Source organism: Arthrobacter sp. MYb23, from assembly GCF_002979775.1.
In the GTDB taxonomy this organism is placed as follows: Bacteria; Actinomycetota; Actinomycetes; order Actinomycetales; family Micrococcaceae; genus Arthrobacter.
The window spans coordinates 20,715-35,732 of record NZ_PCPR01000009.1; the positions used below are offsets into that span (position 1 = coordinate 20,715).

Below are 15,018 nucleotides of genomic sequence, written 5' to 3' on the forward strand. Positions count from 1 at the left end.
GCTGACGCGCCTGGAGCTGCATCGTCGATGCTCAAGGGAAGGAATTCGGTTGCGAACGGAATGTCCTTACTGCCAATGGGCTTGAAACTCTTGTCAAGCCAATCGGTTCCTTATTCCACTTTCTCCCGCCGACATTTCATCCTCGTTACGGCATTGAAAAGAAAACCCGCGTTGATTATTTCCTTGCCGTGACGTTTTGCGTGTCGCATCGAAAAGGCTTGCGCGCCATAGGGACGGGCCTTCAGAGTTGCACCATGAAGCGAAGACTCATGCCCCTGACGATGCTCGTCGCCGGCCTGACCATCGCAGCTACCCTCATTGCTCCAGAGCCTTCTGCTCAGGCAGCCGCTGGTATGCCAGCCCCCGGATCACTGGTCTGGAGCGACGAATTCAACGCCCCCGCCGGCACGGCGCCCGACCCCGAAAAATGGACCCACGACACCGGAGGATCCGGGTGGGGAAACGGCGAACTGCAGTACTACACCAACAGCACCGGCAATGCCGCAGCTGATGGTCAGGGTAACATGGCCATTACTGCCCGCAGGGAAAACCCTGCCGGATATGAGTGCCACTACGGGACGTGCCAGTACACCTCCGCCCGACTGTTGACCGCCGGCAAGTTCAGCCGGACTCAAGGCAGGTTCGAAGCCCGACTTAAGTTGCCCAAGGGCCAAGGCATGTGGCCCGCCTTCTGGATGCTCGGAGACAACGTGTTCTCCGACGGTTGGCCCTCCAGCGGGGAACTCGACGTCATGGAAAACGTTGGCAAGGAACCCGGCACGGTCTGGGGAAGCATCCACGGACCCGGCTACTCGGGGGCCAACGCCTCAAATTCCAGCTACACACTGCCCGGCGGTCAGGCCCTGAGCGATGCCTTCCACACGTTCACCGTTGACTGGGGGCCCGATTCCATCACCTGGTACATCGACGGAATCTCCTACTCACGGAAAAGCAAAGCCACAACTTCCGGACCGTGGGTCTTCGACCACAATTTCTTCCTCCTCCTGAACCTTGCCGTGGGCGGCCACTGGCCGGGAGCGCCGGATTCTGGCACGGTGCTTCCCCAGACCCTGCTGGTTGATTACGTCCGCGTATATGAGCTTGCTTCGGTTCCGGCGACGCCCGCTTCTGCGTCCAGCACACGCATCCAGGGCTATGCCGGAAAATGCATCGATGTAGCCGGTAGGCAAGCCACGGACGGGGCCCCATTGCAACTGTGGGAATGCGACACCTCCGCTTCGGAGCAATGGACCTTTGCTGCCAACGGCACCGTCCGCTCACTGGGCAAGTGCATGGACGTGGCATGGGGATCAACGGCCAACGGTGCACCAGTCCAACTCACCAGCTGCAACGGCGGCCCGGCGCAGCAATTCGTTGTGAACAGTGCCGGGGATCTGGTGAACCCGCAGGCCAACAAATGCGTGGACGTAGTCGACTGGAATTCATCCAACGGTGCGAGCATGCAACTGTGGGATTGCGCCGGTACCACCAACCAAAAGTGGTGGCGGATGGCATAAAGAACGTCCGACGGCGGCGCACAGGGCGCGGTGTCCGGCGGCTATTGCTGGGGCGGCTGGGGAGCTTCCTGGAGTAGCGGGCCGGGCTGGGCATTGCGCGCGGCCGTTGCGGCGGTTGGTGGCCGGACCTGGCTGGCTTTTGGGTGGCCGGGTCCGGCCGGTTGCTTGTGTTTGTTAGCAGGGTGTTTCTTGATCAGGGAGCAGGCTGGCAGCGCGGACAAAAGTAGATGTCCCGTTCCTCCGTGCCGTCCGGTCCAGCCAAGAGACCGCGGCGGATGGTGGCACCACAGCGCCTGCAGGGTTGGCGTTCCCGGCCATACACCCAATACCCGGGCCGCAGGGCGCGTGGCCCCAGAGTGGTCCGCCGCCCGGGGCCCAGATTTTCGCCGAGAAGGCGTTTGGCGTCCCTGACTGTCTTGGGAAGGTCCGGAACTTCTCCTACCGGCAGGGCAGGGTGTATGCCGGACAAGTAGCACGACTCGCACCGGTAGATATTGCCGATCCCCGCAAGCTTCCGTTGGTCCAGTAACGCAAATCCCACGGTGACGTCCGGTTCGGCGCGAAGCCTGCGCAACGCTTCTTCCTCGTCCCAGTCAGGACCGAGCAAGTCCGGCCCGAGGTGCCCAACAATCTTGTCTTCCTCAGCCGTGGGCACCACCTCCAGGATGCCGAGCGAGAACCCGACGGCGTCGGCTGAGTCCGTGCGGAGCACACACCGTGCAGTGTGGCCGGGTTTCGTCCAGCGGCCCCCTGGCGGGTAGATCATCCAGTTCCCCTCCATTTTGAGGTGGGAGTGGATAGTCAGGGCGCGGGGTCTCCTGCTGGCACCGGGTTCCTCGTCAACGGGTCCGGACAGGCGCATGAGCAGGTGCTTGCCCCTGGGAACAACCTCGGTCATGGTCCAACCCGCAAGGTTCAGGGTGGCAAAGCGGGGCACGCGGAAGTCTGAGGCCTTGATGACCTTCCCGGCCAACGCTTCGTTCAGGCGTGAGGCAGCCCGCCAAATGGAATCGCCTTCAGGCACGGATCCGGAGCCCCTTCGGTGTGGAGTAAGCCCCCGCGGCGGCGAGAGCAACGGCTATGGGAGTTTCCAGGAGATCGTGGCCGTTGACCTTCTCCATGAAGAGCTTGTCCACAGCACCTCGCCGCACCACGTCCACCAATGCCTGGGCCGCAACCGTCAGCACGGCGTCGTCCTGGCTGAAGGTGAGGAGGGTCTTGCCGCCGCGTTCGACGTAAAGGACCAACGCGCCGTCGACCATCACCACCAACGCCCCGGCCTTGCGTCCAGGACGGTGACCGGAACCGGCGTCGACAGAAAGCGCGGGCCACGGAAGAGCAGCACCGTAGGGGTTGGCGGGGTCGGTCGCGGCAAGGGCAAGCGCGGATGGCTCGGCTTTGGAGATGCGCGCGTCCTCGGTGAAGGACCTGAGACGGTCCACCGTGGCGGGGACGGCGAACTGGGCCGCCCCCAAATGCTCGACGAAGTAACCGCGCCGGCACCGACCCGCTTCCTCCAGACGGGCGAGGACTTTGTACATGAGCCCGAAGCCGCCGATGATGTTCTCCGCCATGACCGAGCCGCGGGTCACCACGCCGTAGCGGTCCAGCAAGAGCTCTGCAGTGCCGCGGGCGTGGATGGTGGGGTCCAGTTCCGGCGCGGGTAGCGCTGACCAGCGACCCACGGCCGACGGCGGTGCAGCCGCGACGCCGCCTGTCACCGAGCCATAACGGCCACCCGTTAGCCCGGGTGAACCCAGCAGTCCCGTCCCGTGGGAACGGCCCAGCCTGCTCATGCGCGGGGCGCGGGCCCTCGGCGCCTTGGCCACTTGCCGGTGCGCGGTCTTCCCCCCGGCGATCATGGCCCTCACCGGAGCAAAAGTATCGCCGGTCACCCGGCCGGCCCAGACGAGGTCCCACAGGGCAGAAACCACGGCGTCGTCGCTTAACACCGCATCCATGCCGCCGGCCACGTCTGTGAGTTGCCGGAAGAAGTAGCCACCACCGGCGCTGAAGTGTTCCAGGAGCCGTTGCTGGGCGTCGCCGGGTTCGAACTCGGGGTCCGGGTTGAGCGTCAGCTCGGCGGAATCGGCCACGTGGAGGCTGATCCAGCCGTCGTTTCCGGGAAGGGACCCTGCTCCTGACCAGAGGAGTTCGCCGGCCGCCATGAGCTCGTCCAGCATGGCCGGTTTGTAGTCCGCCACCCTGCTCGCAAGAACCAAAGGTTCCCACGCGGAGGCCGGGATGGGAACACCGGAAAGTTGGTCCACCGCCGTGATGATGCCGTCCAGCCCCCGCAAAGCCTGGCTTCGGGATTTGCCGGGCGCGGTCACGTTCTGCCATGCCGGCAGGAACCGGCCATAGGCGGCCGTGTCCACGGGCTCCACTTCGGCCCGCAACGCAGCGAGCGAACGACGCCGCAGTTTCCGCAGGACCTCGGCATCGCACCATTCGCTGGACGGCGGGGCGTCCAGGGTCATGAGTTCTGAGTCGGCTCGTTCCGCAGGTTGTTCGGCGACAGCGTGGGGCCGGAACTCGCCTTCCACCACGCGACCGTCGTCAGCGAGCCGTTTCAAGGCCGTATTGACCACCGCGACGCCAAGCCCCAGTCTGGCCGCAGCTTCGGCGGCTGTGAAGGGTCCATGGGTGCGCGCGTACCGCGAAACGAGATCGCCCAAAGGATCGTTGACAGGCTCAATGAATGCCAGAGGCACACCCATCGGCAGCGGAACCCCGATTGCGTCACGGAGCCGTGCCGAGTCCTCAATGGCAGCAAAACGCTCGACGCCGCCGATGGTTACCTTCAGCGCGCGGTTGGCTTTTTGCAATGCCGCGAGGTGGGACCCGGCGTCAGCCACGCTGCCATGAGCGGCCTGCGGGGTTTCCTCGAGCTGGTCCAGATCCTCAGTTTGCTCAGGCCCTTGGAGCCGCTCTGCGACTTCCTCAACGTTGAGCGGGCCCAGCAGCCGAAGGAGATCCGCCACGCCCTCCATGCCACGGACACGTCGGTCCGGTCTCAGGCGCTGCAACTCCAATTCTGTTGAGTCGATGACCTCGGCATCCAGAAGTTCGCGCAGTTCCACGCGGCCCAGGAGTTCGTTCAGGAGCGTGGAGTCCAGGGCAAGGGCGGCAGCCCGGCGTTCGGCCAAGGGGGAGTCGCCCTCGTAAAGGAACTGGGCCACATACCCAAACAGGAGGGACTTCGCGAAGGGGGAGGGTTGCTGCGTGGTGGTCTCCACGATCCTGAGTTCCCTGCGCTCCACGGATGCCGCAATGTCTTTGAGGGCGGGTAGATCGTAAACGTCCTGCAAACATTCGCGCACTGTTTCGAGCACGATGGGGAATGAGGGGTACTTCCGGGCGACATCCAGCAATTGGGCAGAGCGCTGGCGTTGCTGCCACAGAGGCTGACGCTTGGCCGGATTCTGCCGGGGGAGGAGCAGTGCACGGGCGGCACACTCGCGGAATCTTGAGGCAAACAACGCGCTGCCGCCCACTTCGGCGGTGACGATGTGTTCGAGTTCCTCCGGGTCGAAGAGGAAAAGCTCAGCGCCGGGTGGCTCGTCTTCCATCATGGGCACCCTCAGGACAATGCCGTCGTCGGCTGCCATGGCCGATCCGTCCAAACCGTAGCGCTGTTGCAGCCGTTGGCCCACGGCAAGTGCCCACGGTGCGTGAACAGGCATGCCGAACGGGCTGTGGAGGACTACCCGCCAGTCGCCGAGTTCGTCGTGGAACCGTTCCACCACCAAGGTTCGGTCGCTGGGAACAATCTCTGTGGCTTCCTTTTGCTCCCTGAGGTACTGGATCAGGTTGCTTGCGGCGAAGGCATCCAAGCCGCTGGCCTGGCAGCGTTCCATGGCCGGGGCTTCGTCCGCGGCCGAGAGTTCCCGGATGAAGGCGCCCAGCGCGCGGCCCAGATCCACGGGCCTGCCAAGGGAGTCGCCTTTCCAGAACGGAAGCTTGCCGGGTTGGCCAAACGCGGGGGAGACCAGCACGCGATCGTGGGTGATGTCCTCGATCTTCCAACTGGTGGCACCCAGCGCGAAGACATCGCCTACCCGGGATTCGTAGACCATCTCTTCATCGAGCTCACCAACGCGGCGTCCACCCTTGGCGGCACGCGCCGAAGCCGTGGGTTCGGAGCCGTCCGCGCTGGCGGGGGAGGCCGAGCCTTCAACTTCCGTGCCGATGATGTACACGCCAAACAGGCCCCGGTCAGGGATGGTGCCACCGGATGTGACGGCTAGGCGCTGGGCTCCGGGCCTGCCTTCAATGGTCCCGGCGTGCCGGTCCCAGATGATGCGGGGCCTGAGCTCGGCGAATTCGTCTGAGGGGTACCGGCCGGCCAGAAGGTCCAGAGTGGCCTCGAATGCGGAGCGCGGCAAGCTCGCAAACGGCGCTGACCGGCGCACCGTGCTGAACCAGTCCTCCACATCGATGCTGCCCAAGGCGGCAGCGGCCACTGTTTGCTGGGCCAGGATATCCAAGGGGTTGGCCGGGATGCTCAGGCGCTCAATCTGCCCACTGAGCATGCGTTCAACGGTGACGCTGGTGTGGAGGAGGTCGGCCCGGTGCTTGGGGAAGAGGACGCCCTCGGAGATCTCACCAACCTGGTGTCCGGCACGCCCGACGCGTTGCAGACCGCTGGCTACCGACGGGGGAGACTCCACCTGGACCACCAAGTCCACCGCACCCATATCGATGCCGAGTTCCAGGGACGATGTTGCCACCACGCAGCGGAGCCTGCCGGACTTGAGGTCGTCCTCGATCATGGCGCGCTGGTCTTTGGACACTGAGCCGTGGTGTGCGCGGGCCAGCACAGGATCGGCGCCTGTAGTGCTTCCAGCCTGAGCCATCATGTGTGCCGGGGTTGCCGTCGAGGCCGGGATTCCCGGGTTGGATTCGGGGGCGGCCCACTCACTGCCACCCACCGCCATCAACTGGCGCTCGGCGTAGATCTCATTGAGCCGGGCTGTAAGGCGTTCTGCCAAGCGACGGGAATTGGCGAACACGATGGTGGATTGTTTGGACAGGACCAGATCCACGATCTGTTCCTCCACATGCGGCCAGATGGACGCCTGCGGCTGCAGACCGGACGCCGGCCCTGAGTCGAACGCTCCCGCAGCACCTTGCAGGTCCGACATGTCCTCCACAGGGACCGTGACTGTGAGGTTCCAGTTCTTCTTGGACGGCGGAGCCACGATTTCCACCGGAGCCTGGCCTGCCAGGAACTGGGCCACCAGTTCCCGCGGCTGGACCGTCGCGGAGAGCCCGATTCGTTGGGCGGGCTTCGGAAGCAGTGCGTCCAGGCGCTCCAAGGAAACGGCCAGGTGTGCGCCGCGTTTGGTGCCGGCTACGGCGTGCACCTCATCGATGATGATGGTGTCCACTTCGCTGAGCGTTTCCCGGGCACGGGAGGTCAGCATGAGGAACAGGGATTCCGGCGTAGTGATGAGGATGTCCGGTGGGTTGGTCAACAGCGTGCGGCGATCCGCCGCCGTCGTATCTCCCGAACGGACGCCGACCGTCACCAATGGTGCGGGAAGGCCTAAACGTTTGGCTGTTTGGGTGATGCCGATCAGGGGTGCCCGGAGGTTCCGCTCCACATCCACACCCAGCGCCTTCAGCGGCGAGATGTAGAGGACGCGGGTCTTGGTTTTAGGCCGCTTTGCCCGACCCTTGCCATTGGCTGGGACAGTCTCAAGACCTGGCAGCGTGTCAGTGGGCTTGGAATGCAGGCGATCGAGCGCCCACAGGAAAGCCGCCAGGGTTTTGCCGGAACCTGTAGGCGCCACTACCAAGGCATGGGAGCCCGAGGAGATCGCGTTCCATGCACCATCCTGCGCGGGTGTGGGCTCGGAAAAAGCGTCGAGGAACCATTCCCTGGTTGCCTGGCTGAAACGGCTGATAGCGCCATCCGACGCCTTCGGCTCCTGCATTCCTCCATCATGCCTCACGGCTCCGACAGAATAAGCCGGAGCCGTAAGGAGACGGTCAGACTGCCTGGAAAGCGGTGATGGTCAGGAGCTTGATGCCGGCGTTGCTGCACGCATCGTGGGGTTCCGGGATGAACAGTGAGGCCGTGTCGTTCGGCGGGTAGATGCGGAAACCGGCGGCGGCCACCTTGGTGCAGTCGCCGTAGTTGCCGGCTTGCGTGTACCGGATTTCCGCCCACGCCGACTTGCCCGGAGCCAGTTCGATCTTGGTTACCGGGGTTGTGGTTTCCCGGGTTGCCGGTTCGCCGATCGGTTCACCGTTGGCGTCGGCAGTCAGGGAGACTCCTGCGAAGCCTTCCAAGATGCAGGGGGCGCTGCCGGAGTTGGTCAGTATCAACTTCTCATAGATGCTGCCGGCCGCACCTCCGCCGGTGGCGTCCGTTGCGGCGGTGAGGGATGCCGCCTTGCACAGCGCGGGGGCCGCGGGTGCAGCGGACGTTGCTGTCGCCGAGGGTGAGGGCGTCGTCGTCGCCGTCGCGGAAGGCGTCGCTGATGCTGAGGGAGATGAGGCCGAAGGCGTCGAAGAGGTTGGCGGGGCACTGCTGGTTCCCGACGGGCTGGGGCTTGGCCCACAAGCAGCAAGAAGGAGCAGCGCAGCGGCTGCCGTCGTCGTCACAAGTCCGGTTTTGATGCGCTGAGTCCACATGGGCACCAGCCTTGCCCCGGCCCTGATCCGAGTCAATTCAGCCACGGCCAAGAGCGCGGATTGGCGCCCGGATTGTGATCTTCCGGGCGCCGAACCGCTGTCAACTACTTGGTGTCTGCTGTGGCCACGGCCGGCTTGGCGGAGCGGCTGCGGAAGAACGCAGCGCCGCCCAAGCCCAGGCCGGCGATGCCTGCGATCAGGCCGGCCCAGCTACGCGCCTGCGAGCCGTCGTCAGTTACAGCGGCGGCCTGCTCTGTGGAGACGGCTTCTGCAGCGTGGTGGTCACCGGCTGCGTCGGCCGGAGTGATGGTGACCGACGGTGCCGGAGCCTTGAGATCGTGCGGGTCCTGGCCCTCCTTGGCGATCTCGGACCAGTCTGTCTGGCCCGTCTCGCAGGTCTGCAGCGTGGGGAAGTAGATGGTCTTGCCCGCTGCGTCCGGCAGTTTGACCGACAAAACAAGGGCGTCACGCAGGTGCGGGTCCAGCGGCGCCTTGGCCGTGTACACAATCTGGCTTGTGCGCTTGGTGATGGTGGTGCCGTCGTCCAGCTTTTTGGGCTCGGCGAGCGTCTCCGTGACCTTTTCCACGTTCCAGTTGGGGTTGACGGTCGGCTGGGCGTCATTCAGTTCCTCAGGGAGTGAAATGGCCACTTTGGTGGTGCCGGAAGTGTCGCAACCGTGGGGGATTCCGAAGGTAACCAAAGCGTACGAGTTAGCTGCGGTCTTGTTGGGGTCCGCGCCGACGTGGGCGGATGCTCCCGCCAAACCGGCCATCATCAGGGCAGCGGTTCCACCGGCGACGGCGGTAGCGGAAAGGGTGCGGCGAATCGAGGATTTCATGGGAAGTGCCTTTCGGGGGCGCCGGCTGGTGCGGCGCAGGGGTACGGGTTTGAGACCCGTCACCATGCACAGGATGTGCTGTTGCAGCGCGCCATTTATCGCGCGCAGAAGGTGCCGGGCGGAACTAAGGAAGTACGACGCCGGCGGGCGGGCCGCGGCGGCTGTCTTGCCTAAGGTTCCGCCAAGGGCGGGGGATGAAGACGTCGGGTGTGCCAACTGCGACAGGCGAGGCGCCGGCGTCGGGCCTGAACACCAAGGAGGGCAGGGAAAGCAGCGGCCGCAACCATGCGGCGAGTTGCCACAGGGCATCTTCACCCTTGGCCAGGACCACGGCAGAAGCAATGGTGGCGACGACGTGGCCAACGAACATGATGGTGCCGAATGCTGTGCCGAGCTCATGTGTATGCGTAGCTGCGATGTCTAGCCCGGCGCTCAAAGGTTCAGCGCCGAGGTGGTGCTTTGTTTCCTGCACGTTTGCCGATATTGGGCCCAAGGCGGTGAAAGCTTCGTGAAGCGCCAACTGTCCCGCGCCCAAGATCCCGGCCATGGTGACAAGGTTCAGCTTGAACCGGGTGGCGAGCGTGGCAGCCAGGGCCGTCAGCGCAACCAGCGCCAGGAGGACCGGGGCTGTGGGAAGTTCTCCGCCACCCACAATGTGAGCTCCTGCGGCGAGAAGAACCACAATCAGCGAGATGACGCCTGAACGCAACGCATGAAAGGGTGCCCGGGGCTGTGATGTGCGCACGGGTCCTCCCTCATCTCTGTGGCGTTCTCTTGGCGCTGCCTGACTGTCAGCGTCTTGATTCTATCGGGAGTTCGGCGCCGGGCGGGTCTCGGATTGGTGTCTATGTGGGCACGTTGCTGCGTTCCTCCCCAGTTACCTCCGGTTTCCCGGTGCTCGCCCTGCCTGGACTCCTGGAATTCCGCGGCATCCTTGGGCTGCGGGCCGAGGTAACCGGGAAGGAACGTCGGCCTAGCGCTGTGCCCACCGCGTGAAGGTGGGCCTTGGCGGCTCCGGCACTTTGGCCGCGCTACCGGCTCCTGCCTGTGAACGCCGACGGCGGAGCTCAAGTTTCAGGCTTTCCTCACCGCGAGCCATGGCCCAGTGATGGTTTGCAGAGAACACCGGTTTGAGGAGCCAACTCAGGCGGCGAAGCAGGGGCTTGGAGGCACTGACCCGCCAGTCGTAAGTGATCACCACTTCGGGGCCGTCGGTCGCGAAAGTCCAGCGGCCGGTGCCGTTCAGGTCACCTCCAGCGGTGAGCGCGAAGCCGTCGAGGGTCACCGGCTCGGTAACTGTGAGCCGCCACTTGAGCGTGTAGGGGAGCCAGCCTTTGGTGTGCAGGTCGAAGCTGGCACCTACGCCATCCGGGCTACCTTGGGCTACGGGTTTCACGGTGAGGTATACGGCGGGCCACCATTGCTTGAGGCTGCTTGCGTCGCCCAGGACGCTGACCACTTCTTCGCAGGTTCCCGCAACCCGCCATACGGTGACGAATGCGTAGTCGGTGCTCTTCGTTGTCTTGTTTGTGGTCCCGGCCATTGTTGTCTCCGCGGTCCGTATGGGTTCCGAGGGTGTCTGGCGGCATCCGTGATCAATCTACGCCTGCCCGCGCCGAAGGGTTAGATCTCGGCACTTTCAAACCTCGAAAGTGCCGAGATTCCGCCCCTCGCTGCGCTACCCGCGCTGGGCTAGTCTTGGCGCATGAGCGACGCGAAAGAAGAACATCCCTTGCTCTGTTCGGCCTGCGGCTCGGATTCCATCTTCGGCCCCCTACATCTGTATCCGGAGACGGGTATGGGAAAGGGCGAGGTATTGGTCGCGACGCCGGGGTCCGCCAAAGTCTTCGGGAAGGTGCGGAGTGTGCCACTGAGGGCATTCGCCTGCCGCCAGTGTGGCAACGTTCAGCTCATCGCCGCGGACCCTGAAGCCCTCTTCGAGCACTGGTCAGCTGAGCGGGGCGAGGAATAGTCGCTGTGGTGGAGGGTTCTCCACACGATAGCCATCCGGCGAAATCAGCTCTGCTGTGCGCGCCGGACACTCCCTAGCACCAGGGCAGTGCGCTGGCCACCAGGCCCGTTGATACCGTTTGAACAATCCAGACATAAGAAAAGGCCCCGCATCCCTCATAAACAAAGGGAAGCAGGGCCTTTCTCATTGGCGGTGACGGTGGGATTTGAACCCACGTTGGCTTTTACACCAAACAACATTTCGAGTGTTGCACCTTCGGCCGCTCGGACACGTCACCAACTGAAATAGGGTACCGGAGTTCAGCCCGGTTCCCCAAAACGAGGCCCCACTGCCCCGCGGGAAGAGCAAGCCAAAACACAGCCAACTTCCGTCCACAGCGCCCCAACGATAGATTCGTAAGTATCATGACGATTTCGCGGGAGCACGAACAAGAACACGAAGCCCACGCCTACTGGGTCACGGAGACCGGCGATGGTGAGCTGCGTCCGGAAGCCCTGCCACCAAGGCAAGAAGGCGAAGCCCTGGTCAGGGCGCTCTACTCGGGTGTCAGCCGAGGTACGGAGCGCGTGGTCCACGAAGGCCGCGTCCCGGATCGGGTGGCTGACCTGATGCAGGCCCCGCACCAGGAAGGTGACTTCCCCGGCCCGGTCAAGTACGGCTACCTGAACGTCGGGATTGTGGAAGAAGGTCCGGACGAATGGCGGGGAAAAACCGTCTTCAGCCTGCACCCCCACCAGGACTTCTACGTGATCTCCACGAGCCAGCTCACGGCGATCCCCGATGAAGTCCCTGCGAAACGCGCTGTTCTCACCGGCATCGTTGAGGTGGCCATCAATGCGTTGTGGGAAGCCGGGCCCAGGCTGGGTGACCGGGTCGCCGTCGTCGGTGGTGGTTTGGTGGGTGGCGTCCTGGCGACGCTCCTGCGGAAGTACCCGCTGGGCCGCCTGCAGCTGGTGGATGCGGATCCAGAGAAGCGGAAGCTGGCAGAAACCATCAACGTCGACTTCGCCGAACCAGAGAATGCAAAAAGCGACAACGACATCGTCTTCCACTGTTCCGCCTCCAACGAGGGCCTCAAGCTGAGCCTCCAACTGGCCGGTGACGACTCGGACGTGATTGAACTTTCCTGGTTCGCGGACAAGGAAGTCGCCCTGCCGCTCGGCGAAGATTTCCACGCCCGGCGCCTCAACATCCGCTCAAGCCAGGTGGGCGCCGTCGCCCTTCCGAGGCGGCACCGGCGAACCAACGCCCAGCGCCTTGAACAGGCGGCAATCGAGTTGAAGGATCCGCTGTTCGACACCTTCCTGACCAGCGAATGCCTGTTCCGGAACCTGCCCACTACGCTTACAAAATTGTTCGAGAGACCTGGCGGGTTCTGCCACGTGGTCGCCTACCCCCACCCGGAGGATTAATACATGTTCAGCCTGACCGTCCGTCGCCACTTCATGATCGCCCACAGCCTTCCCCGCGAAGCGTTCGGCCCAGCCCAGGGCCTGCACGGCGCCACGTTCGTCGCCGAGGTCACCTTCCGCCGGCCCAACGTTAACGACGACGCGATCGTCCTGGACATCGGTGCCGCGGGCGGCATCCTTGAGGAAATCCTGGAAGACCTGAACTACAAGAACCTGGACGAGCATCCCGCTTTCAAGGGCAAGCTCTCCACCACGGAGGCGCTCGCGAAACACATTGCCGACGCCATGGCCGCCCGAATCCAGGACACCGCCGATGGTCCGGCCCTCACCGGCATTGACGTGGTCCTCCGCGAAAACCCTGACGCCTGGGCGGGCTATTCGCTGGAGCTCCCGGTCAAGTAAACAGGTCAAGTAAGTGCACATCCGCTTCCTGGTCCCGGGGAACGTCCGGCACGGCTCCGGCGGCAACAAGTACAACGCCATGCTCGCCGAGCACCTGACCGCCTTGGGCGCCAAAGTTGAGACAATAACGGTCGACGGCGATTGGCCGGTTGGGAGTCCAGCGGACCGGCAACGTTTCGCTGACATGCTCGACGGCGGCACAACAGTGATTGCCGACGGACTGGTAGCGAGTGGGGCTCCGGACGAGATCTCCGGTGCGACTAATGCCGGTACCCAGGTGTGGATACTGTCCCACATGGCGTTGGCGGACCACCCCGATCTTGAGGCCAAGGCGCTGGCTGCCGCGACCGGCATCATCTGCCCGAGTGCCCACGCGGCCGAGGAACTGCGAGCGAAGCATGGCACGCGGAAGATGGTCATCGCCACGCCAGGAGCCGAAAAAGCAGACTCCGCCGAGGGATCGCAGCCATTGCATATAGTCGCGGTCGCGGCGTTGCTGTCTAACAAGTGCCAACTCGAACTAGTGGAATGCCTTGGCAACCTGCAGGACGTGGGATGGACCGCGGCCCTCATCGGCTCGGAGAACGCTGACCCGAGGTACGCAGCGGAGGTGAGGGCCGCCGTCGAGCGTTACGGCCTCGAAAACCGCATTAGCGTCACGGGCGAGCTGACCGGCGATGCCCTCGAGAAGCAGTGGCACAAGGCGGACCTCAGTGTCCTCCTGTCACGCTCCGAAAGCTTTGGCATGGTGGTCACGGAATCGCTGGCCCATGGAGTCCCCGTGCTGGTGCGGCAGGGGACCGGTGCCGTGGAAGCCCTGGGCCACACAGAGGCCGGCGCCGCGCTGGACCTCACGCAGGAAGGGACCCTGGCCACCACGCTCCGGACCTGGCTCGACGATTCAGTCCTTCAACAAACCTGGCGCAGCAACGCACTCCAAGCGCGCGAATATCTCCGTGGCTGGGACACCACTGCCGCCACCGTCCTGGAGGCGCTCCAACGCTGAAGCGCTCCAACATCCTACGAACTAGGGCAGCCGGTGAGAGGCGAAGAACTCCCTCAGCAGGGCAGCGCACTCCTCTTCTCGGACGCCTGCGTAGACCTCCACCCAGTGGTTGAGGCGGCGCTCGCGGAGGATATCGAAGACGGAGCCCACCGCGCCTGCCTTCTCATCCCACGCGCCAAACACCACGCGGGGAATCCGGGCCAGGATAATGGCTCCCGCGCACATGGCGCACGGCTCAAGGGTGACCACCAGGGTGCAGTCCTCAAGCCGCCAACCGTCACCCGATCTGCCCGAGGCCAAAGCGCGCTGACGCAACGCAGCAGCCGCCTGACGAATCGCCACCACCTCCGCGTGGGCGGTCGGGTCCCCGTGCGCTTCACGTTCGTTGCGTCCGGAACCCAGCACACCGCCGTCGGGCCCCAACACCACCGCGCCGATGGGGACGTCGTCAGTTTTCAGCGCCAACCGGGCCTCGTCCAGGGCAAGGCCCATCCAGGCCATGTGGTCTGCGTGATACGGCTCGGTGGCGCTCATGTCTCAATGATAGTTTTGGGGGATGCGCACACTCGTCGTGGACCACCCGCTGGTCGCTCACAAGCTCACCGTTCTGCGGGATAAGAACACCCCTTCACCGGTCTTCCGGCAGCTCACTGAAGAACTCGTCACCCTCCTGGCCTATGAAGCCACCCGCGAGGTCAAGACGCAGCCAGTAGAGATCGAAACCCCCGTCACCACCACCATTGGCACGGCTTTCACCAAGCCCACTCCGCTGGTGGTCCCCATCCTGCGCGCAGGCCTTGGCATGCTCGAGGGCATGACCAAACTGGTCCCCACCGCTGAGGTTGGCTTCCTGGGCATGGCCCGCGACGAAGAAACCCTGGACATCATCACCTACGCCGAGCGCCTCCCCGAGGACCTCACCGGCCGCCAGATCTTCGTCCTTGACCCCATGCTCGCCACGGGCGGCACCCTGCGCGAGGCCATCAAGTTCCTCTTCAAGCGCGGCGCCTCGGACGTAACCTGCATCTGCCTGCTGGCCGCTCCGGAGGGATTGTCCAAGCTGGAGGAAGAGCTCTCCGACGCCAACGTGAAGATCGTCCTGGCCTCGATTGATGAGAAGCTCAACGAGAAGTCGTACATCGTGCCTGGCTTGGGCGACGCCGGAGACCGACTCTACGGCGTAGCGGGTTAAGAAAGCCCCCTACCGGTTTCCGGCGCGCCCCGT

13 protein-coding genes and 1 tRNA gene are annotated in these 15,018 nt (G+C 64.3%); 6 read left to right on the plus strand and 8 right to left on the minus strand.

The window, feature by feature from the left end; translation table 11 throughout:
- The first annotated feature begins 254 nt into the window (after positions 1-254).
- On the plus strand, positions 255-1,517 hold the full coding sequence (locus CQ020_RS11440) for a glycoside hydrolase family 16 protein (protein ID WP_105691964.1): 1,263 nt from the start codon (positions 255-257) through the stop codon (positions 1,515-1,517).
- A 193-nt stretch (positions 1,518-1,710) separates the two neighbouring features.
- Here CQ020_RS11440 and CQ020_RS11445 read toward each other — a convergent pair whose 3' ends face one another.
- The 6 genes from CQ020_RS11445 to CQ020_RS11470 form a co-directional block, all read right to left on the minus strand.
- A complete protein-coding gene (locus CQ020_RS11445) occupies positions 1,711-2,541 on the minus strand; it encodes a DNA-formamidopyrimidine glycosylase family protein (RefSeq protein WP_105691965.1) in 831 nt (276 codons plus the stop codon).
- Positions 2,534-7,459 (minus strand): ATP-dependent helicase, encoded by a 4,926-nt coding sequence (locus CQ020_RS11450; protein ID WP_105691966.1) that lies wholly within the window; start codon positions 7,457-7,459, stop codon positions 2,534-2,536. The genes CQ020_RS11445 and CQ020_RS11450 overlap by 8 nt, the downstream gene beginning before the upstream one ends.
- A 55-nt stretch (positions 7,460-7,514) precedes the next feature.
- Positions 7,515-8,162 carry a DUF4232 domain-containing protein gene (locus CQ020_RS24185; RefSeq protein WP_181151859.1) on the minus strand — a complete coding sequence of 216 codons (648 nt, stop codon included), beginning with the start codon at positions 8,160-8,162 and terminating at the stop codon, positions 7,515-7,517.
- A gap of 104 nt (positions 8,163-8,266) precedes the next feature.
- Positions 8,267-9,001, minus strand: a complete 735-nt coding sequence (locus CQ020_RS11460) for a YcnI family protein (RefSeq protein WP_105691967.1) — start codon at positions 8,999-9,001, stop codon at positions 8,267-8,269.
- A gap of 124 nt (positions 9,002-9,125) precedes the next feature.
- Positions 9,126-9,746 carry a hypothetical protein gene (locus tag CQ020_RS11465; RefSeq protein ID WP_105691968.1) on the minus strand — a complete coding sequence of 207 codons (621 nt, stop codon included), beginning with the start codon at positions 9,744-9,746 and terminating at the stop codon, positions 9,126-9,128.
- Between the two features lie 228 nt (positions 9,747-9,974).
- Entirely contained in the window at positions 9,975-10,544 is a 570-nt protein-coding gene (locus CQ020_RS11470; RefSeq protein ID WP_105691969.1) for an SRPBCC family protein, read from the minus strand.
- A 162-nt stretch (positions 10,545-10,706) separates the two neighbouring features.
- On the opposite strand from CQ020_RS11470, the gene CQ020_RS24025 reads away from it, so the two are divergent.
- Complete coding sequence (locus tag CQ020_RS24025; RefSeq protein ID WP_146116654.1) at positions 10,707-10,973, plus strand: hypothetical protein; 267 nt, start codon at positions 10,707-10,709, stop codon at positions 10,971-10,973.
- Between the two features lie 187 nt (positions 10,974-11,160).
- On the opposite strand, the gene CQ020_RS11475 is transcribed toward CQ020_RS24025, so the two are convergent.
- Positions 11,161-11,250, minus strand: a tRNA-Ser gene (locus CQ020_RS11475).
- 127 nt (positions 11,251-11,377) lie between these two features.
- On the opposite strand from CQ020_RS11475, the gene CQ020_RS11480 reads away from it, so the two are divergent.
- Genes CQ020_RS11480 through CQ020_RS11490 form a run of 3 tightly spaced genes read left to right on the plus strand, consistent with a single transcriptional unit; the run spans position 11,378 to position 13,793 of the window.
- On the plus strand, positions 11,378-12,385 hold the full coding sequence (locus CQ020_RS11480; RefSeq protein ID WP_105691970.1) for a zinc-binding alcohol dehydrogenase: 1,008 nt from the start codon (positions 11,378-11,380) through the stop codon (positions 12,383-12,385).
- A 3-nt stretch (positions 12,386-12,388) separates the two neighbouring features.
- Entirely contained in the window at positions 12,389-12,787 is a 399-nt protein-coding gene (locus CQ020_RS11485; RefSeq protein ID WP_105691971.1) for a 6-carboxytetrahydropterin synthase, read from the plus strand.
- Between the two features lie 13 nt (positions 12,788-12,800).
- Complete coding sequence (locus tag CQ020_RS11490; RefSeq protein WP_258141846.1) at positions 12,801-13,793, plus strand: glycosyltransferase family 4 protein; 993 nt, start codon at positions 12,801-12,803, stop codon at positions 13,791-13,793.
- 21 nt (positions 13,794-13,814) lie between these two features.
- Here the strand turns inward: CQ020_RS11490 and CQ020_RS11495 are convergent, their stop codons facing one another.
- On the minus strand, positions 13,815-14,327 hold the full coding sequence (locus CQ020_RS11495; protein ID WP_105691972.1) for a nucleoside deaminase: 513 nt from the start codon (positions 14,325-14,327) through the stop codon (positions 13,815-13,817).
- A gap of 22 nt (positions 14,328-14,349) precedes the next feature.
- Between CQ020_RS11495 and upp the strand changes: the two genes are divergently transcribed.
- Positions 14,350-14,985 (plus strand): uracil phosphoribosyltransferase, encoded by a 636-nt coding sequence (gene upp / locus CQ020_RS11500; protein ID WP_017198151.1) that lies wholly within the window; start codon positions 14,350-14,352, stop codon positions 14,983-14,985.
- Positions 14,986-15,018: the final 33 nt, after the last annotated feature.